Here is a 22,037-nt window from a genome sequence, read left to right on the forward strand (position 1 = left end):
CACTCCTTTCTTATTTCTTCACAATCGCGCCGAACTTACATTTTTCCATGCAAGCGCCGCACTTGATACACTTGGTCTGGTCGATAGCGTGCGGTGTTTTCACCGCGCCGGAAATCGCGCCGACAGGGCAAACGCGGGCGCACAGGGTGCAGCCTTTGCACTTGTCGGTGATAATGCTGTAGCTGAGCAGGTGCTTGCAGACGCCTGCCGGACAGCGCTTGTCAACCACATGCGCCAGATATTCGTCACGGAAGTAATGCAGGGTGGAAAGCACCGGGTTCGGAGCTGTCTGCCCAAGGCCGCACAGTGCGTTGTCCTTAATATAATGGCAGAGTTCTTCCATCTTATCCAGGTCTTCCAGTGTTCCCTGTCCGCGGGTAATCTTATCCAGCATCTCGTAGAGGCGCTTGGTGCCGATACGGCAGGGGGTGCACTTTCCGCAGCTCTCGTCAACGGTGAATTCGAGGAAGAACTTGGCGATATCCACCATGCAGTTGTCCTCATCCATGACGATCAGGCCGCCGGAACCCATCATCGAGCCGATGGCAATCAGGTTATCGTAGTCGATTTCGGTGTCGATGAGCGAAGCGGGGATGCAGCCGCCGGAAGGGCCGCCTGTCTGGGCTGCCTTGAACTTTTTGCCGTTCGGGATGCCGCCGCCGATTTCCTCGATGATCTCCCGCAGGGTGGTTCCCATCGGGATTTCAACAAGTCCGGTGTTGTGGATTTTGCCGCCCAGTGCGAATACCTTGGTGCCCTTGGACTTCTCGGTTCCCATGGAAGCGAACCATTCCGCCCCTTTTAGGATGATCTGCGGGATATTGGCATACGTCTCCACGTTGTTGAGGATGGAGGGGCGCCCGAACAGGCCCTTGACAGCCGGGAACGGCGGACGGGGACGCGGCTCGCCGCGGTGGCCTTCGATGGAGGTCATCAGAGCGGTTTCTTCGCCGCAGACAAACGCGCCGGCGCCGAGGCGCAGCTCAATGTCAAAATTAAAGCCGGAGCCGAGGATGTTTTTACCCAGCAGGCCGTTTTCACGGGCCTGTTTGATGGCGATTTCAAGGCGTTTGACCGCGATCGGATATTCCGCGCGGACATATATGTAGCCCTGATCCGCGCCGATGGTGTAGCCGGCAATCGCCATGGCTTCCAGGACGGCGTGCGGGTCGCCTTCGAGCACCGAACGGTCCATGAACGCGCCCGGGTCGCCTTCGTCGGCGTTGCAGCAGACATATTTCTGTCCGGGAGGCTGCGCCTTGGCAAACGCCCATTTTTTACCGGTCGGGAATCCTGCGCCGCCACGGCCGCGCAGACCGGAACGCAGCAGAATGTCGACCACATCGTCGGGGCTCAGCTCGGTGAGCACCTTTCCGAGTGCCTGATAACCGTCATAAGCGATATATTCGTTGATGTCCTCAGGATTGATGACACCGCAGTTGCGCAGCGCGACGCGCTTCTGCTTTTTGTAAAAGTCGGTCTCGTTGAGGGATTTGACCGTGTCCTCCTGAACTGTTTCGGTATACAGCAGGCGCTTGACGATACGGCCTTTCAGCAGGTGTTCGTCCACGATCTCCTTGATGTCCTCGGGTTTCACGCGGGAATAGAATGCGCCTTCCGGGTAGATAATCACCACAGGGCCGAGTGCACAAAGACCGAAACAGCCGGTTTTGATCACTTTTACCTCGTTAGTCAGCCCTGTCGCCTGAATCTCATCTTCAAAAGCCTTGATGATTTTCTCGGAACCGGAAGATGTACAGCCTGTACCTCCACAGACCAACACATGGGAACGATACATGATGTTGCTCCTCCTTCTCTTTATTTGGCGGCAGCGCCGATGGTGTATTCCGTCATGACATTGCCGTTCACCAGATGGTTGGAAACCACCTGAGCCGCCTTTTCAGCGGTCATTTTGACATAAGTAACCTTTTCCTTGCCCGGTTCCGTGATTTCCACGACCGGTTCGTATTGACAGATGCCGATGCAGCCTGTCTGCGCAATCGTTACATTGTGCAGGCCGCGCTTGGCAACCTCGTCTGTAAATGCCTGCAGAACAGGGCGCGCGCCCGCCGCGATGCCGCAGGTGGCCATGCCGACCACAACGCGGATGTTGCCGGAATCATCAGCGCGGATACCCATGCTGTTTCTCATCTTGTCTCTGAGAGCCTGAAGCTCTGCCAAACTTTTCATTACGATTGACCTCCATCCAGTTACGGGTACAGGGCGGCGCCCCGTCCCGGATTAATTGCACTGTGTTTGGATTTCCGCCGAGTTTTCCCGGATGAATTCCCCGATAAAAGCAAGCACCTCGGGGGTTTGGAGCGGGATCTCCCCAAGCGTTTTCCGGAATTCGCGGGTATCGGCAACGAACGAATGTTCTCCATAGCGCCGTGTATAAACGAAATCAATTGCGGGATTGCACTGTATGAGCGAGCAAACGGTGCCCGCCATATCCCCGAGAGGCATCCTGTCGATATGTGAAAGGCCGAACGAGGCAGTAACCGTCGTGCCCTGCCCCGGCTGGGATTCCATATGCAGGGAACCGCCCGTCAGCTCGGCGGCCATTTTGAAAAACGGTACGCCCAGACCTACCTTCCGGGTGGTGCGGGTGGTAAAAAACGGGTCCGTCACATGGGCGGTCTGCTCGGCGGTCATGCCGCAGCCGTTGTCGGTAATGGTAATGATCAGCCGGTCATCCTTTGGCTGTTCATCCACTTCAATGCCGATCAGCGTCGCGCCTGCCCGTACGGAGTTTTCCGCCACATCCAGCACATTCAGCGACAGCTCCTGCATCATGGCTTAATCGTCATACTTCGCCAGAATGGTGTCCACGTCGTCTACGGTAAGACGTCCGTAAACCTCGTCATTAATCGTCATTACGGGGGCAAGGCCGCAGGCGCCGATGCAGCGACAGGCGTCCAGGCTGAACTTGCCGTCGGGAGTGCACATACCGCTGGCAATGCCCAACTTTTCGGATATACGGTTAAAGACATCTCCGGAGCCCTTGACATAACAGGCAGTGCCCAGGCAGACGGAAATTTTATATTTTCCTTTGGGGTTGAGGGTAAACTGGGAATAGAACGTTGCAACGCCGTAGATCTCCTCCAGCGGAATGCTTAAGCCTTCGGAAACCATTTTTTGCACTTCAATCGGCAGATAGCCGTAGATTTCCTGCGCCGCCTGCAAAACCGGCATCAAAGCGCCTTTCTGACCCTTATGCTCCTCGATCACTTCCAGGAGCCGCTTCTCCTGTTCTTTCGTGCCGGAGAAAGGAACCACTGTTTTGGTGTTCGCCATTCGCTTATAACCTCCTTGGATATGTTGGGTGCATAGCGGGCGGATTGCCCTATTGCACATCAATCCAGTTTAATTGTTATAATTATATCAGATTCTTTTGGGATAGTCTATATCATTTACGTCAAAAAGTCTAAAAAATCGCAGGATAATTTTAGTTTTTAAGTAAAGTGAACAAAAATCGTATAGTTACATTCCAATTTTGCATGACTCCTATTCTCTTTTACATATTACACATCTTTTCTCACTTTAATTGTTGCCTTTATCCATTGCACATGCTTTTGTGCGAATGGTATAATAACCGCAAGACGATTATTATATCGGATTATAGCCAACGGCTCGCCGCTTTTGCGGCAGCCGCCTCTGGGTGGCCAATTATACAGAAGGCTGCCCGGCTCACTTCGTTTTTTTGGAATGACCGCTGATTTGGGCTGATTCTGATGCAAAAGGGGGATGGCAGAATGCTGATCAAGGAGATCGAAAAAATACTGAAGGCAAATGTGCTCTGCAAAGGAGACTGGTATGAGGGGGAGGTGCATACTGCCTGCGGCAGTGACCTGATGAGCGACGTGCTGGCGTTCGTGAAAGACCAGTCGGTGCTTCTCACAGGTCTGGTGAATTCCCAGGTGGTGCGTACCGCCGACATGATGGATATGCGGTGCATTGTCTTTGTGCGGGGGAAGCAGCCCGACCAGAGCATCATCGACCTTGCAAACGAGCGCGGCATTGCGCTCATGACCACGCCTTACCGGATGTTCACCGCATGCGGGCTTTTATACGAAAACGGGCTGAAGGGTGGCTGCGAGTCCGATGCCTGAACCGATCAAGATGGAATATGATGTCCCGGGGGACGATTTCACCCGCGCCGGAGCGGCTTCGGGCGATGTGAAGAGCGTTCTGAAAAAGCTGGGGCTTTCCTCCGAGGCGGTGCGCAAGGTGGCGATTTCGATGTATGAGGGCGAAATCAACATGGTGATCCACGGGGGCGGAGGGAAAATCTATGTGGAAATCACACCGGAGGCTGTCCGGATGTCACTGGTGGACCATGGGCCGGGAATCAAGGATATTTCCCTGGCAATGCAGGAGGGCTGGTCCACCGCTCCGGAATCGGTGCGCAACCTCGGCTTCGGCGCGGGCATGGGCCTGCCCAACATGAAAAAATACAGCGACCATATGGAGATCCATAGTGTGGTCGGCGAGGGAACTACGGTGGATATGACAGTGCAGGTAATCTGACATCAGCCGCCGCGGCTCCCGGCAACGGGAGGAACGACATGGATACAACAAATTTTTTTCATTCTGTGACGCTCGACCGTGACAAATGCCACGGCTGCATCAACTGTGTGAAGCGCTGTCCAACCGAGGCAATCCGCGTGCGCAACGGCAAGGCGGTGATTATTAAGGAACGCTGCATTGACTGCGGCGAATGCATCCGCGTCTGCCCGCACCACGCCAAACAGGCGCTGTTCGATCCGCTCACGGTGATGGACCGCTTTTCCTATAAGATTGCGCTGCCGGCGCCCGCGCTGTACGGGCAGTTCAACAATTTGGACGACATCGACCTGATTCTGGGCGCGCTGCTGCGCATGGGCTTCGATGATGTTTACGAGGTGGCAAAAGCGGCGGAACTGGTTTCGGACGCCACCCGCAGGTATATGCAGCGGGAGGACATCCCCCGCCCGGTCATCAGCTCTGCCTGTCCGGCGGTTCTGCGGCTGATCCGCGTGCGGTTCCCGCAGCTGCTGCCGAACGTGCTGCCCATGCACGCGCCCATTGAGGTGGCGGCGCGCATGGCGAAGAAAGCCGCCGCCCAGAAGACCGGGCTGCCGATGGATCAGATCGGCGCGATCTTTATCAGCCCCTGTCCCGCCAAGGTGACGGCGGTCAAAATGCCGCTCGGCGCTGAAAAAAGCTGGGTGGACGGCGTGCTTGCCATCAGGGAAGTTTATCCCAAGCTGATTTCTCTGATGCGGGAGGTGCCTTCTTCGGCCGAGCTGGCGAATGCCGGCAGGATGGGGGTCGGCTGGGGAAGCAGCGGCGGTGAGGCCGCCGCCGCGCTCAAGGAACGGTTTCTCGCCGCCGACGGGATTGAAAACGTCATCCGTGTGCTCGAGGACCTTGAGGATGAGAAATTTTACGACCTTGATTTTGTGGAGCTGAACGCCTGCTCGGGCGGCTGCGTGGGCGGGGTGCTGAATGTGGAGAACCCCTATGTGGCGAAAGCCAAGCTGAAGCGCATCCGCAAGTACCGCCCCGTCTCCTGCAACCACCTTCCCGAAGACGACGACCTTTCCCGGCTGCTCTGGGACGAGCCGGTCGAATACGAGCCGGTCATGGAGCTGGATGCGGATATTAAGGTAGCAATGGAAAAGATGAACCGGATGAAAGAGATTGAAAGTCGGCTGTACGGGATGGACTGCGGCTCCTGCGGCGCCCCCTCCTGCAAAGCAATGGCGGAGGACATTGTGCGGGGCTTTTCCTCGGAGGAGGCCTGTATTTTCAAGCTGCGGGACGAAATGCGCAGCCTTGCCAGCGGGCTGACCCGCCTGTCCCAGTTTATGCCGGGCCCAAGCATCAATTCCGACGTGGAACAGGACAAATAGAGAACAGCCGTACCAATTATAAAAGAAGAAAGGTGATCCGGTTGACCATAGAACAGATGGCAAAAGCATTGGGATATGAAATGATCGGAGAGAGTGGCACGTTTTCCCGGGAAATAGAAAGCGTCTACTGCTGCGACCTGCTTAGCTTTGTCATGGGCAGGGCCCCTGCCGGAAGTGCATGGGTTACGGTGATGGGCAACGTGAACGCGGTCGCGGTTGCGCGGCTGGCGGATGTCGCCTGCGTGGTGTTTGCGGAAGGTGTCAGGCCCGATCAGGACGCCATAGAAAAAGCGGGACAGAATGAAGTTGCCCTGTTGTGCTCCCCCGCGCCGGTGTTTGACACCGCACGCGCCATCGCGGAGGCGGCCGGGCTGTGAAGCCGGTGTTCTACGACCTTCATATCCATTCCTGCCTGTCACCCTGCGGCGACAATGACATGACGGTGAATAACCTTCTAAACATGTCACTGCTCAAAGAACTGGATATGATTGCGCTCACCGACCATAATTCCTGCAAAAACTGCCCCGCCCTGATGGATGCGGCAAAAGATGCCCCAATTGCTGTACTGCCCGGAATGGAGCTGACCACCGCGGAGGAAATCCACATGGTGTGCCTCTTTTCCTCGCTGGACGGCGCAATGGGGTTTGACTCCTATGTGTGGGAACGCCTGCCCGATATCCAAAACGACGTGCGTATCTTCGGCGACCAGCTGATACTGGATAAAGAGGACAGCATCATCGGGCAGGAAAAAAAGCTGCTGGTCAACGCTGCTTCCATCGAAATCGGTGAGGTATCCGGGTTGATGCGCCGGTTCGGCGGGCTGTGCTATCCCGCCCACATCGACCGAAGCAGCTACAGTATCCTCTCGAACCTTGGGTTTATCCCGCCGGAATACGGATTCCACACGGTCGAGGTAGCAAATCCTAGCCGGTTTTTTGCCGACCGACATAATTTGTCCATAAAAGAATGGTATACTGTCATTACCAGTTCGGACGCGCACTATCTGGAGCAGATTTCCGAACGGGAGCACTGTATTCATTTGGATACGGCAGATTTCTCCGGATTGGCGGCTCGTCTTTTATGAAACTGAAAAAGCAGGAACTGATCCTGATTGTAATCATGCTGCTTGCCTGTGTGGGGTTCGGGGTGTGGCTCTATCGCCCGCGCATCGGGCATACCGTCGCGGTGATTACGGTGAATTCAAAAGAATATCGGCGTATTGATCTCGAGACCGCTCCCGATGAGCTGTTTTCGATTTCTGACGATACCGGAAAACCGGTCAGCTTTGAAGTGCAGGACGGAAAAATCCGGTTTATCAATGTCACCTGCCCCGACCACATCTGCGAAAAGGCAGGCTGGTGCGAGAATCCGGGCGACCGCGCGGTCTGCCTGCCCAACCGCACAACCCTCGTCTGTTATGACGCAAAGGATTTGAAATGAGCCGTTAGTACCAATCACAAAAAGAACAGAAAGCCGTCCTGCTGGTATCAGCAGGACGGCTTTTTTCAGTTAGATCGTTATTTTTTCAGGGAAACAGCCAGTTTGGCCTTTTCGACAATTCCTTCGGCAGAAAGACCAAACGCTTTCAGCACCAGAGGCGCTTTACCCGAACGCCCGAAGGTATCATTGATGCCGTGCTTAACGACGGGTACCGGATCATGCTCGGAAAGGAACTCGCAGACCGCGCCGCCGAGTCCTCCGATGATGCTGTGCTCCTCACTGGTCACGATGCAGCCGGTTTCTTTGGCGGCTTTCAGCACCAGATCGGTATCCAGAGGCTTGATCGTGTGCATGTCGATGATGCGCGCGGAAATACCGTCCGCCTTCAGCAGTTCAGCCGCTTTCAGCGCTTCCTGCACCATCATGCCGTTGGCAATGACGGTGACATCCGAGCCATCGACCAGGACCGCACCTTTTCCGATTTCAAAACGGTAGCCCGGGATGGAGTCGGTGACGGTTTCAACGGCGAGGCGTCCGAGCCGCATATAGGCGGGGCCGTTATAGTTGAGCAACGCTTCTACCGCGGCTTCCATTTCATTGCCGTCGCAGGGGCAGAGAACCGTCATGCCGGGAATCACGCGCATCAGCGCGAAATCCTCAAACGCCTGGTGGGTGGCGCCGTCCTCCCCGACCGAGAGGCCGCCGTGGGAACCGACGACTTTGACGTTCAAATGCGGATAGCCGATGGAATTGCGTACCTGTTCATAAGCGCGGCCGGCGGAAAAAATCGCGAACGAGTTGGCAAACGGGATTTTTCCGCAGGTGGCAAGGCCCGCGGCAATTCCCATCATGTTTGCCTCGGCGATGCCGATGTTAAAGAATTTTTCCGGATAAGCCTTTGCAAAGCCGTTGGTCATGGTGGCGGATGAAAGGTCGGCGTCAAGCACAACCAGATTCGAATTGCTGCCGCCGAATTTCACGAGTGCTTTTCCGTAAGCGGCACGGGTTGCAATCACTTCTCCCATCTTATTTCCCCTCCAAATCGCTCAAAGTTTTTACCAGTTCTGCGCGCGCCAGTTCATACTGTTCACTGTTGGGCGCTTTTCCATGCCATCCCGCGTTGTTTTCCATATAGGATACGCCCTTGCCTTTTACGGTCCTTGCAAGGATCATCGTCGGTTTGTCTTTGCAGGCTGCTGCCGCGTCGATAGCATCAGAAATCTCAGCCAGATTGTGGCCGTCAATTTTGATCACATTCCAGCCGAATGCCTCCCATTTCTGATCGAGCGGTTCCGAAGGCATGACATCGGTAGTTCCCCCATCAATCTGCAGGCCGTTCACGTCGATGATGCCGCAGAGATTGTCCAGATGGAATTTCGCGGCAGCCATTCCGGCCTCCCAGATCTGGCCTTCCTCGATCTCGCCGTCGCCCATCGCCGCATAAACACGATAAGTTTTGCCGTCAATTTTTCCGGCAAGCGCCATACCTACAGCGGCGGAAAGCCCCTGTCCCAGAGAACCGGTGGACATTTCGACGCCATTTACATGCACCATGTCGGGATGGCCCGAGTAATGTCCCTCAATACTGCGAAACAGCTTCAGATCCTCTTCGGGGAAATAACCGCGCAGGGCAAGCGCTGCATACAGCGCGGGCGTGCAATGTCCTTTTGAAAGGACAAAGCGGTCGCGGTCGGGATCTTTAGGGCTTTTGGGGTCCACATGCATCTTCTCAAAGTACAGTACGGTTAACAGGTCTGCAATTGACAGAGAACCGCCGATATGGCCCGATGCTGCGGTATAAACCGCGTCCATCGCGGCCAGCCGGATTTTGGCAGCGGTTACTGACAGTTCCTTAGCGCGTTTTTGCTCCATTCTGGTCATCCTTTCACCTTTAAAATAACTGCTTTGAATGTATGATTCCCATATTCTGGAATACTCTCATCCAACCATTCATTATGATAATACACAGTTTGTGAAATATCAAGCATATGCCAGATTTTCTGGAGGATTAGCGCTGGATGCACAAAAGCAGGATTGACTTTGCCAAAAGATTCGGGTATAATAATAACCTGTTGCAGAGGCTTGGCATGTATATCATACTGTTCAGATGCTTAAAAGACTGACATTATGTTTCATATATACATGGAAGCGTATTGAAGTGGCTGTAACGAGCCGCACTCGAAATGAAGTAGGTCGAGTGGAAGTGTCACAGCCCGGAAGCCGCATGAAACCAGCGTTTTTCCCGCTCCCGGAGTTCGAGTAGCCTCAAGTTTTGGGGCTGTTCTATCCGAGTTCTATCCGGGACGGTCTTACAAGTTCATACTATCTGGAGAAGTACCCAAGTGGTGAAGGGGTCGCACTCGAAATCCACTCGGTCAGTTGCCTTGAAAATGCGGGAAACCCTTGAGTTTCTGCGGGTTTGCGGGATTTTGAAAATTTAGCTTTTTACCGATTTCTACGGTTTTTCTACACTTTGCCTTGACTTCTACGAAAGGCTCGGTGTATTAAAATAGAATATGGAGGCGTATCGAAGTGGTCATAACGAGCCTGACTCGAAATCATGGTCGCTATTCGGTAGCTCTGTTTTGAAAAAGCCTTGATTTTACGGGGTTTTTCGGGTACTCAAAACTTAATAATTTTCCTTGTTCTCCCCATCAGTTCTCCCCGTTTTCCGAGGTGCCTGATGATGAGATAAATACGGAGCGGTATCGAAGTGGTCATAACGGGACTGACTCGAAATCAACTCGGTTCGCTACTCACCCCATCGCCGCAAACCCGCATGAATACAGGGTTTGTGCCATCTCAGAAAGCAAGAAAGCAGAGCCTATGCTCACAGCTTGCTCACAGTTATCCAAACAAGTAAATATTCGTTTTTTCGTCGGGAAATCGATTGAAAACAGATGGAGAGTTGTCCGAGTGGTCGAAGGTGCAGCACTCGAAATGCTGTGTACGTCAGTACCCAGGGTTCGAATCCCTGACTCTCCGCCAAAAAGCCCAGATTTCATCATGATTTCTGGGCTTTTCTTTTTTGTTTTATGATGTATAATTTGGTTGTTGGTAAAAATTATCTTTTCGCAGAAATTACATAGCTTATAATGGAACCCAAATATCAATTTAGAAAAAAGGAGAAACAATTATGAGCGAAACGACAAGTTTCTTTAATGAAGAAGCGCTAACTAAAGCTGTTGAATCACACAGCAGTGAAGCCCAGGAAATTATTGAAAGCGAAGATAAATTTGAAAGGTTGATTCAACGTCTTGAAAAGATCCTAAAAACAATTCCCGCCATTGGGAAATATGCAAGTGATTTAGCTTGCATGGTATCATTAGTAAAGAGCTACATAAAAAAAGAATACACCGACATTCCCATAAGTGCAGTAGTTTTAATCGTTGCATCAATAATATACATTGTGTCCTCAATTGATTTGATCCCCGACTTTATTCCGGCATTGGGCTGGCTTGATGATGTAGCAGTATTTCTATGGGCACTCAAAACATTGCATACTGAGATTGAGGATTATAAGACATGGCGCAAAGATAACGGTAAGCAAATAATCGACGAAATCTAATGCTTTACAGTTTGCAAAAAATACATCTCCTATTATGAAAGGCTGCAATGCCATTTTTGAAATAGGAGGTTGTAAAACTGAAAAAACGAGGACTCTTAGGACTAATATTTGATTTTATACTGGTATTTGCACAGGTTGAATATGGCTTATTTGGATAGTCATTCGATACTTAAGAAACAGTTAAAATCTCACAGCGACATGGTAAATTCCATGCCGCTGTTTTTCTGTTCTGCCATAAATTCTGCTATTACACCTTGATGAAACTCCGATTTTTGCACAATGTCCTGTCCGTCCTTGGATGACAGAAAGTCGGCAAGTGACTCTTTTGAAACCAAATATCGCTCATGATATAACACCCCTTTTACCTGTTTTCGATTTACCCATCGCAAAATGCTCGTCCCCACATATCCGCTTATCTCACTTGCCTGTTTTATGGTGAGCATATCGGGCGCATCATACCAATCGGCAAGAAATTGTTCTTTCAACTCATCGCAATCAAGATATTCTTGGGGAGGTTTGCTGGTAGCTCCGCTTGCAAATATGCCGCTTGGAATTGACACATCGAGCGTTCCGCCTTGTGCCTTCTGCAAATAATCAATGACATCATCAAGTTTGATCTTGAACCGCCGTGTCTTTTTGCCGCTGTCCTCGCAGGGGATAATGCCGTTAGTGAGTAGCCAATTTGCTTTCCGCTTGCTGATGTGTGCAATCCGATAAAGCTGCTCCATTGTTATCACTTCGGGGTACTCTTCCCTTAGCTTTTCATAATCCATAGCTTACTCCTACACCTGCATGGTCATGCCCGGCTGCTCCTCCGGCTCCTCTTGTAAAGGGTTCAGCGCCGCACTAATCGCATTGGCAGAATCCTGTTTGGAGCTAAAATCGAGGTGGGAGTAGATATCTGCTGTGGTGTTAAACGTGGAATGTCCCAGCCAATCCTGAATCTGTTTCATGGCAATGCCCTGCGCCAAAAGTAAGCTGGCACAGCTATGTCTGAGGTCATGGAAGCGAATTTTCCGTAGCCCATTTTGCGTCAACAGCAGCTTAAAATGGTCGGTGATGTAGTTGGGGCGAAAGAGCTTTCCCATTTGGTCAACACAGATATAATCCTCGTAGTCCTTGCAATAAGAGCCTTTGAACAACGCCTTGTATTCTGCCTGTTTTTCCTTGGCGGCGAATAGCAGCTCCCGCACACAGGGAATCAGTGGTAGGGTGCGAAAGCTGGATTTTGTTTTCAGCTTGTCCTCGGTAAAAATAGTCACCTTGCCGTCCACCTTGCCCTCGGTCACCTTGTGATTCACCGACAAGGTGTTTTGCACAAAGTCGATACTGCTCCAGCGAAGCCCCAGCACCTCGCTGCGCCGTAGCCCGTAAAAAGCGGCAAGCTGAATGACGATTGCCACAGGGTCATCCTTGGTGGCTTCAAATAATGTGGTTAGTTCCGACTTGCTATAAAAGGAAGCAAGGTATTTATTCTTTTTCGGTCTGTCAACCTTATCTGCAGGATTGTTAGCAATCAGTTCATTTTTCACCGCATATTGCAGTGCCTTGCGCACCACTGCATGGTAGTGAATGACCGAATTGGCATTGCAGCCGTCGGCAAAGATAGACTGGTGAAGTTCACGGATATGCCGTGCTTCTACCTCGTCCAAATGCAGCTTGCGTTCTCTAAAAAAGCTATCCAAGCGAGCATCAATCATGCTTTTATAGCTTTGGTAGGTGGTGCGCTCGATAGTCGGGGCGGTCAGCTCCAGCCACTCTTTTAGAAAATCTGCAAATAGCGGTGACTCTGCTTTTGCCCGTTCAGTTTTGATTTCTTCGCTTTCATACTGGCGCAAAAGATCCTGCAAAGCCGCCTCCGCCTTACGCTTGTTGCCTTTGGTGGGAATGCCAAGGGCGTGATACTTTTGCTGCCGCTTACCGTTTTCATCGTAAGCATTAATCACAGCGGTATACTTGCCGTTTCGCTCCTTTAAGCTGCCCGTAACAGGGCGGTTTTTCTGTTTCATCTTAGTCCTCCGTTCTTAAAATAAATGAGCGTCTGCCCAAGGTGTTGTGATGTTACCTTGGGCAGACGCTTTTTGCAAGTCGTTTCGGTTATAAAGTTTTCACTGGGTATTTCCGCATAGATAGTCGATGACCGCCAGCTTCGGCACACGGTAAATTCGCCCCATGCGAATACCAGCCAGCTCGCCACTTTTCAGCAGGTCATAGGTTTTTCTCCGTCCAATGCCAAGCATCTGCTGCACCTGCTCTGGTGTAACGGCATCAGGATAGTCCCTAAACATCAAACCATACTGCTTTGCCATTTTCTCTTCTCTGTTCATCCCATTCCCCCTCTTGACAAATATAAAATGTAATAGTATATTATAATTACATCAATTACAAATGAGTCTAATATATAGACGTTGAGAAAGTGAAAATCGGAAGTTGGAAAGTGAGGGACACGAATGAAGATGTTTGAAAAAGAAAAGCAAACCCGCTTGTGGGGTAACCACATTGACCCAGAGGTATCTGCCGAGAGCTATTTGAACAGCGAGAATAGCGAGGTATCACAATGGGCAGAAGAGAATGAGCGAGAGCTACAGCAAATGGATCGTGACACCATTAACCTCTATCGCCGCCACATGGCAAATAGTGATTTGAGAAATACCGATACTGTACTGGAAAAGCGGAAAAAGAAAGAGGCCACGCTAAGGCCTCAAAGAGGAAACCAACCAAACGACCCAACTGACCGCTGGATTAATCATATGTTTTCTCATAGTCCGGAGGATTTGTTTCAGTTGGTAAGTGATGAGAAGCTTGCCAATGAGCTCAAGAACCTGACACCTCGCCAGCAGGAGGTGGTTCACATGAGCATCGTCAAGAAAATGAAAAATAGCGAGATTGCAAAGCGGTTGGGCACCACAGACCGCAATGTGCGAGACATTTTGCAAAGAACCTATGAAAGGATGCGTGAGGTTTTGCTGGATAATCGTGGGGAGGCCTCTATCGTCGCCGCCACAGCAATTTTGCTTATCCTGGTATTCCCCACGTTCGCAATTGGATGGGGCATCAGCTGCTGGATTTACCCCAAGCTGAAAAAAGCAGTTCTGGGACAAGCAGCATAACAGTTACAAATTGATATGCCACAAGAAATGTGATATAGTAATTACATCAATTACAAAATTGGAGGTTCACCGATGGAACTAAAAAATATATTTCCCACTTTCAACGCAATGTGGGTGCGATGGTCAGCCTATGAAATAGCAGATGTTCTGAACGGTCGCTATATTATGCCCACTGCTGATGCCACTGCAATTCCATACAGCAGCACCGAAAGCTTGCAGGAGCTACTGACGGATGCTCTAAACCTTGGCAAGGCTGTCTATCAGAAATCGGACGACGTAGAGCATGTCTGTCTTGCTTTTGTGCAGAAGCATGGCTTGCTTGGATTACACAAAAGTAGCGGCAGCCGAGTGTTTCCGCTGAAAGGCGGGAATGTTTCCCCTGCTCGCAAGGAACATAGCAGTCAGGAATACGGCGAGGAACCCGGCCATTTTACAGCGGAGTTTCAAAAGCTGTATCTGCATTTTCTCTCCACCAGAGGAGAACTGCCGACGCAGCTGTCAAAGCATCTGCAAGCCGACCTTGCAACACTGACCACTCAGCCTATCCCCAGCGGGTTAAGCTACCGCCTGACTGCTACCTGCCCGCCGCAAATGGCGTGGCAGCCGGACGATCTGATTGATGTGCTGTACCTTGCCTATGGGCTGGCAGTGACTGATACTGCCACACCGCTCAAGGTCTGCAAAAATTGCGGTACGGTATATTTCAATCCCCACCAGAAAAGCGAGTTTTGCAGCGTGAAGTGTAGGAATTACTTTAATGTAAAGGTGTTTCGGGAGAAAACAACAAGTAAATAGAATTGCATTATTCATGCGAACACATTATTAGCTGTTGCCTTCATTGCCTGAATGTGGTAAAATAATATACAACACTGTCGAAATCCGTTGTTGTGATTGGCAGAAATGATGAAATGTTAGACCTGCCACCTTGGCAGGTCTTTGTTTATATCAAAGCAGAGAAAGCGAGCATGTTCCCATGGCTGTTAGCTATAAAAAATTGTGGAAGCTACCGATTGATAGAGATTTAATAAAAAAAGAACTGTGCCGCCTTTCCACTATCAGCACTGTCACAGTCACCAAAATGGACAAGGGTGGATATGTTTCCACCGAGGTTTTGAAGAAAATCTGTAAAGCACGGAACAGTAAGGTGGAGGACATTATGGAGATTACGGAGGGATAAATCATGCTGAAAAACGGCCTTTATGAGCAGGTTATCAACAAAGAGATACATACCGAGCTTTCAGAATTAACCGACAAGCTCTCCCAAACTGGGGCCATCGACAAGGCGGAGTCCTCAAAGATTTTAGCACAGTATATCACCGATATTATCCAAAAGGGTTTTGATAACGTTCGAGATAATGGCGGTGACACCCCTGCTCAAATTGACCTTGCCAATAAAATTGTAACCACAATTATAAACGAAACAAAAGAAGCTGACTTTGACACGCTGAAAATTCACGAGCGTGCCGAGCAGCTTCTTGCGCTTTTAGACAGGAAAAATAGTGTGCTTGCTTTAAACGAAAAGGCAAACATTATCCGTCCCGAAACCTCCATTGCCCAAAGCAGTTTGTTTACAGGAGCCATTCACGAACCTCAAATGTTCAGCGAACTAAAAAAGGAAATTGTATCTGCAAACAAGATTGATATGCTGGTGAGCTTTATCAAGTGGAGTGGCTTGCGCCTGATTATAGAGGAGCTTTCGGAATTTACTAAAAACGGCGGTGAGCTTCGCATCATCACCACATCTTATATGGGTGCTACCGATGTAAAAGCAGTCGAGGAACTTCGCAAACTCCCAAATACGCAAATCAAGGTGAGCTACAACACCAAAAGCACCAGACTGCATGCCAAAACCTATGTGTTTTATCGAGATACAGGCTTTACAACTGCCTATGTAGGTTCTTCCAACCTCTCAAACGTGGCAATTTCCAGCGGTCTGGAGTGGAACGTTAAGGTGACGAGAAAGGATTTACCCGAAACTATCGAGAAAATCAAAGCCACCTTTGACAGCTATTGGAACAGCAGCGAGTTTGAATATTATGCCGAGAATCAACGGGAACGGCTTGCCAGAGCCTTAAAGGCAGAAAAATATTTTGACAGCAACAGCGAGGTGACGTTCACTTTTGATGTTACACCCTATTCCTACCAGCAGGAGATTTTGGATCAATTAGAGGCAGAACGTACGGTTAGAGGCTACTACAAAAATTTGGTGGTGGCAGCAACTGGAACCGGAAAAACGGTCATTTCCGCCTTTGATTACAAGCGCTTTTGTAAGCAAAATCAAGGGAAGACGTGCAGATTGCTGTTTGTGGCACATCGAGAAGAAATCCTAAAGCAAAGTATGTATACTTTCCGTGGGGTACTTAAGGATCACAACTTTGGTGAAATGTTTGTGGGTGGCCATAAGCCCGAGCGGATTGATTACCTCTTTGTGTCTATTCAAACTCTCAATTCCTCGGAATTTTGGGACAAAACCTCTGCGAGTTATTACGATTACATTGTAGTAGATGAGTTTCACCATGCCGCCGCACCCAGCTATCAAAAGCTGCTGACCTATTACCAGCCCAAACTTTTGTTGGGGCTGACCGCTACTCCCGAGCGTATGGACGGCAAAAGTATTTTGGAATACTTTGACCACCGCATTGCAGCGGAAATCCGTCTGCCAGAAGCCATCGACCGTAAGCTCCTTTGTCCATTCCAATATTTCGGTGTCACCGACAATGTGGACTTGGACACGCTGAAATGGGTGCGTGGCGGGTATGACAAGAAGGAGCTCACTAATTTGTACACCATCAGTGGTGCCGTGGCAAACCGCCGGGCGGATATGGTAATTTCCTCAATTTTGAAATATGTTACTGACCTTGACGAGGTGAAGGGTCTGGGCTTCTGCGTTGGGGTGGAGCACGCACAATTCATGAGTGATTATTTTAATGCCCACAACATTCCCTCTATATACTTAACTGGAAATTCGCCGGACGAGGATCGAAACACCGCTAAGAAAAGTTTGGTAAGTGGCAAGGTTCGCTTTATTTTCGTGGTAGATTTGTACAACGAGGGAGTGGACATTCCCGAGGTGAATACCGTACTGTTCCTGCGTCCCACAGAGTCGCTGACGGTGTTTTTGCAACAGCTTGGTCGTGGTCTTCGCCTGTCAGAAAAAAAGGAATGTTTGACGGTGCTGGACTTCATCGGGCAGGCGAACCGAAAGTATCACTTCGAGGATAAGTTTGCGGCACTGCTGTCCAATTCCACCAAAAGCGTGCAAAGGGAAATCAAAGACGGCTTTGTTTCCGTGCCAAAGGGCTGCTACATTCAGTTGGAGCGGAAGGCACAGCGATATATTTTGGATAATATTCGTGCCTCCTTTGGCGCAAGGGCCGGACTGGTTTCTCGCATTGCAACCTTTACCGAGGATAGTGGCTTGACACTGAATTTACAGAACTTCTTGGACTATTATCATCTGGACATTCGCACAATTTACGCACGAGATAACTTCTCGCGGCTTTGCGTGCTGGCAGGGGTCAAGGACGATTTCCAAGAGGAAATAGAGGAAACCCTAACCAAAGCCTTTGCACGGTTTGCATGCGTGGACTCTCGCCGATGGATTGGGTTTTTGCTAAAAATATTTAGCGCCGAGCAAACAGCGTTTTCTCCGCTGGACAAGCGAATGTTGCAAATGCTCCAATTCACCGTGTGGCAAAAATCCATTGAAGAATGCGGCTTTTCCTCTCTGATGGACGGTGTAAATGCAATTAAGCTTTGCCCAACCTTGTGCGGTGAGCTGCTGGAGGTGCTGAATTATAATTACAACCGGATTAATTTTATCGACGAGCCGGTGGACATCGGCTTTGACTGCCCGCTGGATTTGCATTGCACCTACACGAGGGATCAGATATTGGTGGCAATGGACTTTATGAAGCCCAATACTGTGCGTGAGGGTGTGAAATATCTGAGCGATAAAAAGGCGGACATTTTCTTTATTACGCTTAACAAATCGGATAAGGACTACTCGCCAACTACCATGTACCACGATTATTCCATTAACAGTGAGCTGTTTCATTGGCAGAGCCAAAGCACCACAGCAGACAGCTCTGCCACAGGCAAGCGATACATTGGACATCGGCAAATGGGCAATCACATTTTACTGTTTGTCCGAGAGTTTAAGGTGGATGGAGTGAGTGGCACTGCCGGAAGCTATACCTATCTTGGCAAGGCCAGCTATCTGTCCCACGAGGGCTCAAAGCCCATGAATATCACATGGAAGCTGGAGCGTCCAATCCCCGCAAAATTCTTGAAGAAAACAAATAAATTAGTGGTGGGGTAATGAAACAATTGGAACAGGAATTTGAACAAGAGTTGCAAAGGAAAATGCGAACAGCAAAGAACGAGTGTAAGTATAATCCTACGTATTTCAATCAAATGCTGGCTGAATATGGTGGCGTCGGCACCACAAAAAGACTGATTCAAAAAGGAATAACAACAGGAAACCCTTCGGATGGATACACAACACTTCTTTTGATGGGAAGATTGGATCTAACCATGGAGGATTCCGTCGTTGAAGATAAATACAAGGCAATGTTTGAGCAAACTGAAGTTGAATATTGCCGAAAACTATTAGGGAGATAAATATGACCGAAGTAGTAGCAGCCCTTATTTGGGATAAGGATCAATTTTTAATCTGCCAACGACCTGCCAATAAAGCGAGAGCACTTTTGTGGGAGTTTGTTGGTGGCAAGGTAGAATCTCTGGAAACGAAGGAACAGGCACTGGTGCGTGAGTGTCGGGAGGAACTGGATATCACACTTTCTGTTGGCGATATATTCATGGATGTTATCCACGAATACCCCGACATTACTGTGCATCTTACATTATTTCATGCCAAAATTGCCGATGGTACACCGAGGCTACTGGAGCATAACGATTTGAAATGGATTAATGTATCTGAAATTGATAAGTTCAGCTTCTGCCCCGCAGATGTTGAGATTTTAAGGAGGCTCAAGGATGAGTACCAAAATATATAACAAGCTCGTGCGTGACCGCATTCCTGAAATAATCGAGGCTGACGGCAAAACCTGCGTGATGGAGGTTTTATCGGGTGATGCCTACATCAAAATGCTGGATGCAAAGCTTCATGAGGAGTTAACAGAGTATCAGGTTAGCAAGGAAATTGAGGAGCTTGCAGATTTACTTGAAGTCATTCAAGCTGTCGTCAAAGCTCGAGGATACTCGCTTGAGGATCTGGAACGGATTCGCCATGAAAAAGCGGACAAGCGAGGTGGATTCGAGAAAAGAATATTGCTAAAAGAGGTTAGAGTGAAGTAGATATGGACATTACAAGAGCAAAAGAGCTACTTACCGGACTTGCAGATGGTGTAAATCCGCTCACCGGAGAATTACTTCCCGATGACTGCATTTGTAATCAAGCGGAGATCGTCAGAGCGCTTCACGTAATTCTAAGTGAACTATCTCCTCAAGCAAAAAAAGAACGCTCTTTACCTGCAAATGCCGGAAAACCATGGACAGAGATAGAGGAAAACAAGTTGGCGGACGAATTTGATTTGGGAATGAAATTGTCTGTAATTGCAAAGGAACACAGTCGAACCAGAGGGGCTATCGAAGGGCGATTGTTCCGAATGGGGAGAATTGAAAGAAAATGAGGTGACCACCATGCCGACTTACCGTAGTGCCTCGGGTAGCAGTGCCGAGGATCTATTTATCGACATCTTTTCTGATGCCTTCGGTGCGGAAAAGGCAGGTTTTCTTTATTCTCAATACCCATTTTACGATATTTACCAGAACAGCCGCTTTGCGGATTTCGTGGTGGAAACCGGACTTCGTCGTGTTGCGATTGAGGTAGACGACGAGGCGAGCCACAACAAAAACATCATCGCCGAAAACAAATTTTATGACTATCTGTTAAAGCAAAACAGCATGGTGCATTTGGGCTGGGATGTGTACCGCTTCGCGGTGAAGCAAATGCAGGTACAGCCTGACCGCATCAAGGATGAATTGCGTGTGTTTCTGGGTACCTACCCCAAATTCAAGGAGATTGAGGACTATCTCCCGACCCAGAGAGTCAAGGCAGTGGACGCTGTCAATTTGGAGCTGAAGCAGCACCAAAAGGCTGCGTTGCAATCGCTGCATGAAATGCGTGCAAACAGCGAAACTATCGGGCTTTTGTACCACGCAACGGGCACGGGAAAGACCGTTACCGCCGCGATGGATGCCAAAAGCTGCGGTGGCAGAGTACTGTTTCTTGCCCACACGGTGGAGTTGGTGGAGCAGGCAGCGGCAACATTCCGCAAGCTGTGGAGTAAGGTCACGGTGGGGCGCTATGTAGACAGTATCAAGCAACCCAACGCCCATGTAGTCTGCGGCAGTATTCAGAGCGTTGCACTCCATCTGGAGCAATTCAAAGACGATGCTTTTGATTATCTCATCATTGATGAAGCACATCATGCGGCGGCGGACACTTATCAAAAGGTGCTCAGCTACTTTAAGCCGAAATTCACTTTGGGTCTTACGGCAACCCCAGAACGCACCGACGACAACACGGTTATCTTGGATATTTTCAAGAAAACCGCCCATAAATTAGACATTCAAACAGCGGTGGAAATCGGCGAGCTGGTGCCTGTCCGCTGTATTCGCATACATACCAACATCGACCTCACCAAGGTTCGATTCAACTCCATTCAATATAATATTCGGGATTTGGAGAGTAAAATCTATGTTCCAGAGCGAAATCGCCTCATTGTAGAAACATGGCTGTCCTATGTAAAAAACAAGCGAACTGTCATTTTCTGTGCCAGCGTGAATCACGCAGAAGAAATCTCCGCTCTGTTTGTTTCTGCAAATGTTGAGGCGATGGCGGTTTCAGGAAGCATGAAATCCAGCGAACGCCAGGAGCATTTGGAGAAATTTGCAACAGGCGAAATCAAGGTGCTTTGTGCCTGCGATTTACTCAACGAAGGTTGGGACTGCCCCGAAACCAAGGTCCTGTTCATGGCTCGCCCCACCATGTCCAAAGTGCTGTACACCCAGCAGCTGGGTCGAGGTATGCGACTTTCCGAGAACAAAGAAAGTCTGATGGTTTTCGACTTTGTAGACAATGCAAGCCAGTACAATATGCCACAATCGTTGCACCGCCTGTTCCGCTTGAAGGACTATCGCCCCGGTGCGTTGGTACTGGCACCCGCAACACAGAAAACCGCACAGGAAGGCTTGTACGCCCGAGGTGAGCGACCAGACGCGCTGATTGATTATCCGGTGGATGCCACCGACTATGAGCTGGTGGATATTTTCAACTGGCAGGAGGAAGCGGCAGGAATGATATCCCAGATGGAGTTTGTCCGTCGTGTGGATGTGCAGAGCGAAACCATTGAACGCTATGTCCGTGAGGGCAAAATTGTACCGGATTTGCTGGTACCCATGAGCGAGCATCGCACCTTCAAATACTTCAAAGAGGAAACCTTGACACAGCATGCCGAAAAATTTGGCTGGCAACTCATCACCGATGATAACCGTAAGGACTTGTTTTTAGACATGGTAAGGCAGATGGATATGAGCTATTCCTACAAGCCGGTGCTACTGAAAGCAGTTTTGCTTTATGCGGATGATAAGGGCAGAATCAAGCTTTCCGACATTGTCTCGTATTTCCGTGCCTTCTACGAAAATCGCCGCAGTAGCGGACTTGTGGTGGAGAAGAAAAATAGCATTTTTATCAAGGGTAGTTATACTGACAAGGAAGCTGAGCGAAATATTCTCGCCAATCCGTTCAAGCGATTTGAGGATATGGATATGCTCCGCCACACCAAAACACTGGGTATCGTCGAGGTGGATAGCAGCGTGTGGAAACGGTTGAGCAAAGAGGATAAGACAGAAATACTGCGTGTGTGCGAGGAAAAATTAGAGGGGTACTATCAAAGATTTGAGAAATAGCCCTTGATAGTATATTTAGCAAAGGAGTCCCCTGGTAAAATAATTGGTGAAACCTATTTAATTATAGTCCAAATGGTAGACTTAGGA

At 49.7% G+C, this 22,037-nt stretch carries 25 protein-coding genes and 1 tRNA gene; 17 read left to right on the plus strand and 9 right to left on the minus strand.

Translation table 11 applies throughout. From position 1 onward, the window contains the following. Positions 1 to 10 precede the first annotated feature (10 nt). The 4 genes from C1A10_RS09175 to C1A10_RS09190 are packed head-to-tail and all read right to left on the minus strand — an operon-like array spanning position 11 to position 3,297. Positions 11 to 1,798 carry an NADH-quinone oxidoreductase subunit NuoF gene (locus tag C1A10_RS09175; RefSeq protein WP_101909990.1) on the minus strand — a complete coding sequence of 596 codons (1,788 nt, stop codon included), beginning with the start codon at positions 1,796 to 1,798 and terminating at the stop codon, positions 11 to 13. A 20-nt stretch (positions 1,799 to 1,818) separates the two neighbouring features. Continuing rightward, the gene (locus tag C1A10_RS09180) at positions 1,819 to 2,190 is read right to left on the minus strand and encodes a (2Fe-2S) ferredoxin domain-containing protein (protein WP_101909991.1); all 372 of its coding nucleotides are present in this window, start codon (positions 2,188 to 2,190) and stop codon (positions 1,819 to 1,821) included. Between the two features lie 51 nt (positions 2,191 to 2,241). Beyond that, positions 2,242 to 2,796: an ATP-binding protein gene (locus C1A10_RS09185; RefSeq protein ID WP_101909992.1), complete on the minus strand. Its 555-nt coding sequence runs from the start codon at positions 2,794 to 2,796 to the stop codon at positions 2,242 to 2,244. Positions 2,797 to 2,799: 3 nt separating this feature from the next. Then, positions 2,800 to 3,297 carry an NADH-quinone oxidoreductase subunit NuoE family protein gene (locus tag C1A10_RS09190; protein WP_101909993.1) on the minus strand — a complete coding sequence of 166 codons (498 nt, stop codon included), beginning with the start codon at positions 3,295 to 3,297 and terminating at the stop codon, positions 2,800 to 2,802. A gap of 458 nt (positions 3,298 to 3,755) precedes the next feature. On the opposite strand from C1A10_RS09190, the gene C1A10_RS09195 reads away from it, so the two are divergent. Genes C1A10_RS09195 through C1A10_RS09220 form a run of 6 tightly spaced genes read left to right on the plus strand, consistent with a single transcriptional unit; the run spans position 3,756 to position 7,337 of the window. Then, a complete protein-coding gene (locus tag C1A10_RS09195) occupies positions 3,756 to 4,112 on the plus strand; it encodes a DRTGG domain-containing protein (protein WP_101909994.1) in 357 nt (118 codons plus the stop codon). After that, positions 4,105 to 4,530, plus strand: coding sequence for an ATP-binding protein (locus C1A10_RS09200; RefSeq protein ID WP_101909995.1), 426 nt, complete (start codon positions 4,105 to 4,107; stop codon positions 4,528 to 4,530). The genes C1A10_RS09195 and C1A10_RS09200 overlap by 8 nt, the downstream gene beginning before the upstream one ends. Before the next feature lie 38 nt (positions 4,531 to 4,568). Further along, positions 4,569 to 5,897: a [Fe-Fe] hydrogenase large subunit C-terminal domain-containing protein gene (locus tag C1A10_RS09205; protein ID WP_101909996.1), complete on the plus strand. Its 1,329-nt coding sequence runs from the start codon at positions 4,569 to 4,571 to the stop codon at positions 5,895 to 5,897. 41 nt (positions 5,898 to 5,938) lie between these two features. Then, positions 5,939 to 6,274, plus strand: a complete 336-nt coding sequence (locus C1A10_RS09210; protein ID WP_101909997.1) for a hypothetical protein — start codon at positions 5,939 to 5,941, stop codon at positions 6,272 to 6,274. Then, positions 6,271 to 6,981, plus strand: coding sequence for a PHP domain-containing protein (locus tag C1A10_RS09215; protein WP_242968899.1), 711 nt, complete (start codon positions 6,271 to 6,273; stop codon positions 6,979 to 6,981). Before C1A10_RS09210 ends, C1A10_RS09215 begins: the two co-directional genes overlap by 4 nt. Further along, positions 6,978 to 7,337 (plus strand): NusG domain II-containing protein, encoded by a 360-nt coding sequence (locus C1A10_RS09220; RefSeq protein ID WP_101909998.1) that lies wholly within the window; start codon positions 6,978 to 6,980, stop codon positions 7,335 to 7,337. Before C1A10_RS09215 ends, C1A10_RS09220 begins: the two co-directional genes overlap by 4 nt. 77 nt (positions 7,338 to 7,414) lie before the next feature. Here the strand turns inward: C1A10_RS09220 and C1A10_RS09225 are convergent, their stop codons facing one another. Further along, positions 7,415 to 8,362: a transketolase family protein gene (locus C1A10_RS09225; protein ID WP_101909999.1), complete on the minus strand. Its 948-nt coding sequence runs from the start codon at positions 8,360 to 8,362 to the stop codon at positions 7,415 to 7,417. Position 8,363: 1 nt separating this feature from the next. Then, the gene (locus C1A10_RS09230) at positions 8,364 to 9,209 is read right to left on the minus strand and encodes a transketolase (RefSeq protein WP_101910000.1); all 846 of its coding nucleotides are present in this window, start codon (positions 9,207 to 9,209) and stop codon (positions 8,364 to 8,366) included. 1,030 nt (positions 9,210 to 10,239) lie between these two features. Here C1A10_RS09230 and C1A10_RS09235 point away from each other — a divergent pair. Both C1A10_RS09235 and C1A10_RS09240 read left to right on the plus strand, forming a co-directional pair. Further along, a tRNA-Ser gene (locus C1A10_RS09235) sits at positions 10,240 to 10,325 on the plus strand. Between the two features lie 148 nt (positions 10,326 to 10,473). Further along, on the plus strand, positions 10,474 to 10,905 hold the full coding sequence (locus tag C1A10_RS09240) for a YkvA family protein (protein ID WP_101910001.1): 432 nt from the start codon (positions 10,474 to 10,476) through the stop codon (positions 10,903 to 10,905). 188 nt (positions 10,906 to 11,093) lie between these two features. Here C1A10_RS09240 and C1A10_RS09245 read toward each other — a convergent pair whose 3' ends face one another. From C1A10_RS09245 to C1A10_RS09255, 3 genes are all read right to left on the minus strand, one after another. Then, entirely contained in the window at positions 11,094 to 11,678 is a 585-nt protein-coding gene (locus C1A10_RS09245) for a DNA-binding protein (protein ID WP_101910002.1), read from the minus strand. 9 nt (positions 11,679 to 11,687) lie between these two features. After that, entirely contained in the window at positions 11,688 to 12,914 is a 1,227-nt protein-coding gene (locus C1A10_RS09250; protein ID WP_101910003.1) for a tyrosine-type recombinase/integrase, read from the minus strand. A 99-nt stretch (positions 12,915 to 13,013) separates the two neighbouring features. Next, positions 13,014 to 13,232 carry a helix-turn-helix domain-containing protein gene (locus tag C1A10_RS09255; protein WP_101910004.1) on the minus strand — a complete coding sequence of 73 codons (219 nt, stop codon included), beginning with the start codon at positions 13,230 to 13,232 and terminating at the stop codon, positions 13,014 to 13,016. Positions 13,233 to 13,355: 123 nt separating this feature from the next. Between C1A10_RS09255 and C1A10_RS09260 the strand changes: the two genes are divergently transcribed. The 9 genes from C1A10_RS09260 to C1A10_RS09300 all read left to right on the plus strand — a co-directional run bounded on the left by C1A10_RS09260 (position 13,356) and on the right by C1A10_RS09300 (position 21,950). After that, positions 13,356 to 14,015, plus strand: coding sequence for a sigma-70 family RNA polymerase sigma factor (locus C1A10_RS09260; protein ID WP_101910005.1), 660 nt, complete (start codon positions 13,356 to 13,358; stop codon positions 14,013 to 14,015). Positions 14,016 to 14,087: 72 nt separating this feature from the next. Continuing rightward, positions 14,088 to 14,810, plus strand: a complete 723-nt coding sequence (locus C1A10_RS09265) for a hypothetical protein (RefSeq protein WP_101910006.1) — start codon at positions 14,088 to 14,090, stop codon at positions 14,808 to 14,810. 178 nt (positions 14,811 to 14,988) lie between these two features. Then, a complete protein-coding gene (locus C1A10_RS09270; RefSeq protein ID WP_101910007.1) occupies positions 14,989 to 15,192 on the plus strand; it encodes a helix-turn-helix domain-containing protein in 204 nt (67 codons plus the stop codon). A gap of 3 nt (positions 15,193 to 15,195) precedes the next feature. Next, entirely contained in the window at positions 15,196 to 18,336 is a 3,141-nt protein-coding gene (locus C1A10_RS09275) for a DEAD/DEAH box helicase (protein ID WP_101910008.1), read from the plus strand. Further along, the gene (locus C1A10_RS09280; RefSeq protein WP_101910009.1) at positions 18,336 to 18,638 is read left to right on the plus strand and encodes a hypothetical protein; all 303 of its coding nucleotides are present in this window, start codon (positions 18,336 to 18,338) and stop codon (positions 18,636 to 18,638) included. Before C1A10_RS09275 ends, C1A10_RS09280 begins: the two co-directional genes overlap by 1 nt. Before the next feature lie 2 nt (positions 18,639 to 18,640). After that, the gene (locus C1A10_RS09285; protein WP_101910010.1) at positions 18,641 to 19,033 is read left to right on the plus strand and encodes a (deoxy)nucleoside triphosphate pyrophosphohydrolase; all 393 of its coding nucleotides are present in this window, start codon (positions 18,641 to 18,643) and stop codon (positions 19,031 to 19,033) included. Further along, on the plus strand, positions 19,014 to 19,334 hold the full coding sequence (locus tag C1A10_RS09290) for a nucleoside triphosphate pyrophosphohydrolase (protein WP_101910011.1): 321 nt from the start codon (positions 19,014 to 19,016) through the stop codon (positions 19,332 to 19,334). Before C1A10_RS09285 ends, C1A10_RS09290 begins: the two co-directional genes overlap by 20 nt. Before the next feature lie 2 nt (positions 19,335 to 19,336). Then, positions 19,337 to 19,669 (plus strand): hypothetical protein, encoded by a 333-nt coding sequence (locus C1A10_RS09295; RefSeq protein ID WP_101910012.1) that lies wholly within the window; start codon positions 19,337 to 19,339, stop codon positions 19,667 to 19,669. A 10-nt stretch (positions 19,670 to 19,679) separates the two neighbouring features. Then, complete coding sequence (locus tag C1A10_RS09300; protein WP_101910013.1) at positions 19,680 to 21,950, plus strand: DEAD/DEAH box helicase; 2,271 nt, start codon at positions 19,680 to 19,682, stop codon at positions 21,948 to 21,950. The last annotated feature ends 87 nt before the right edge of the window (positions 21,951 to 22,037 follow it).

This window comes from Marasmitruncus massiliensis (assembly GCF_900186535.1).
Lineage (GTDB): Bacteria > Bacillota > Clostridia > Oscillospirales > Ruminococcaceae > Anaerotruncus > Anaerotruncus massiliensis_A.

Excerpts from the sequence above, each read along its gene's own strand:
- C1A10_RS09175 (WP_101909990.1), bottom strand. The coding sequence starts at position 1,798 with ATGTATCGTTCCCATGTGTTGGTCTGTGGAGGTACAGGCTGTACATCT.
- C1A10_RS09185 (WP_101909992.1), bottom strand. The coding sequence starts at position 2,796 with ATGATGCAGGAGCTGTCGCTGAATGTGCTGGATGTGGCGGAAAACTCC.
- C1A10_RS09295 (WP_101910012.1), top strand. The coding sequence starts at position 19,337 with ATGGACATTACAAGAGCAAAAGAGCTACTTACCGGACTTGCAGATGGT.
- C1A10_RS09260 (WP_101910005.1), top strand. The coding sequence starts at position 13,356 with ATGAAGATGTTTGAAAAAGAAAAGCAAACCCGCTTGTGGGGTAACCAC.
- C1A10_RS09220 (WP_101909998.1), top strand. The coding sequence starts at position 6,978 with ATGAAACTGAAAAAGCAGGAACTGATCCTGATTGTAATCATGCTGCTT.
- C1A10_RS09240 (WP_101910001.1), top strand. The coding sequence starts at position 10,474 with ATGAGCGAAACGACAAGTTTCTTTAATGAAGAAGCGCTAACTAAAGCT.
- C1A10_RS09205 (WP_101909996.1), top strand. The coding sequence starts at position 4,569 with ATGGATACAACAAATTTTTTTCATTCTGTGACGCTCGACCGTGACAAA.
- C1A10_RS09200 (WP_101909995.1), top strand. The coding sequence starts at position 4,105 with ATGCCTGAACCGATCAAGATGGAATATGATGTCCCGGGGGACGATTTC.
- C1A10_RS09180 (WP_101909991.1), bottom strand. The coding sequence starts at position 2,190 with ATGAAAAGTTTGGCAGAGCTTCAGGCTCTCAGAGACAAGATGAGAAAC.
- C1A10_RS09225 (WP_101909999.1), bottom strand. The coding sequence starts at position 8,362 with ATGGGAGAAGTGATTGCAACCCGTGCCGCTTACGGAAAAGCACTCGTG.
- C1A10_RS09290 (WP_101910011.1), top strand. The coding sequence starts at position 19,014 with ATGAGTACCAAAATATATAACAAGCTCGTGCGTGACCGCATTCCTGAA.
- C1A10_RS09280 (WP_101910009.1), top strand. The coding sequence starts at position 18,336 with ATGAAACAATTGGAACAGGAATTTGAACAAGAGTTGCAAAGGAAAATG.
- C1A10_RS09265 (WP_101910006.1), top strand. The coding sequence starts at position 14,088 with ATGGAACTAAAAAATATATTTCCCACTTTCAACGCAATGTGGGTGCGA.
- C1A10_RS09195 (WP_101909994.1), top strand. The coding sequence starts at position 3,756 with ATGCTGATCAAGGAGATCGAAAAAATACTGAAGGCAAATGTGCTCTGC.
- C1A10_RS09255 (WP_101910004.1), bottom strand. The coding sequence starts at position 13,232 with ATGAACAGAGAAGAGAAAATGGCAAAGCAGTATGGTTTGATGTTTAGG.
- C1A10_RS09190 (WP_101909993.1), bottom strand. The coding sequence starts at position 3,297 with ATGGCGAACACCAAAACAGTGGTTCCTTTCTCCGGCACGAAAGAACAG.
- C1A10_RS09245 (WP_101910002.1), bottom strand. The coding sequence starts at position 11,678 with ATGGATTATGAAAAGCTAAGGGAAGAGTACCCCGAAGTGATAACAATG.
- C1A10_RS09300 (WP_101910013.1), top strand. The coding sequence starts at position 19,680 with ATGCCGACTTACCGTAGTGCCTCGGGTAGCAGTGCCGAGGATCTATTT.
- C1A10_RS09285 (WP_101910010.1), top strand. The coding sequence starts at position 18,641 with ATGACCGAAGTAGTAGCAGCCCTTATTTGGGATAAGGATCAATTTTTA.
- C1A10_RS09270 (WP_101910007.1), top strand. The coding sequence starts at position 14,989 with ATGGCTGTTAGCTATAAAAAATTGTGGAAGCTACCGATTGATAGAGAT.
- C1A10_RS09275 (WP_101910008.1), top strand. The coding sequence starts at position 15,196 with ATGCTGAAAAACGGCCTTTATGAGCAGGTTATCAACAAAGAGATACAT.
- C1A10_RS09250 (WP_101910003.1), bottom strand. The coding sequence starts at position 12,914 with ATGAAACAGAAAAACCGCCCTGTTACGGGCAGCTTAAAGGAGCGAAAC.
- C1A10_RS09230 (WP_101910000.1), bottom strand. The coding sequence starts at position 9,209 with ATGGAGCAAAAACGCGCTAAGGAACTGTCAGTAACCGCTGCCAAAATC.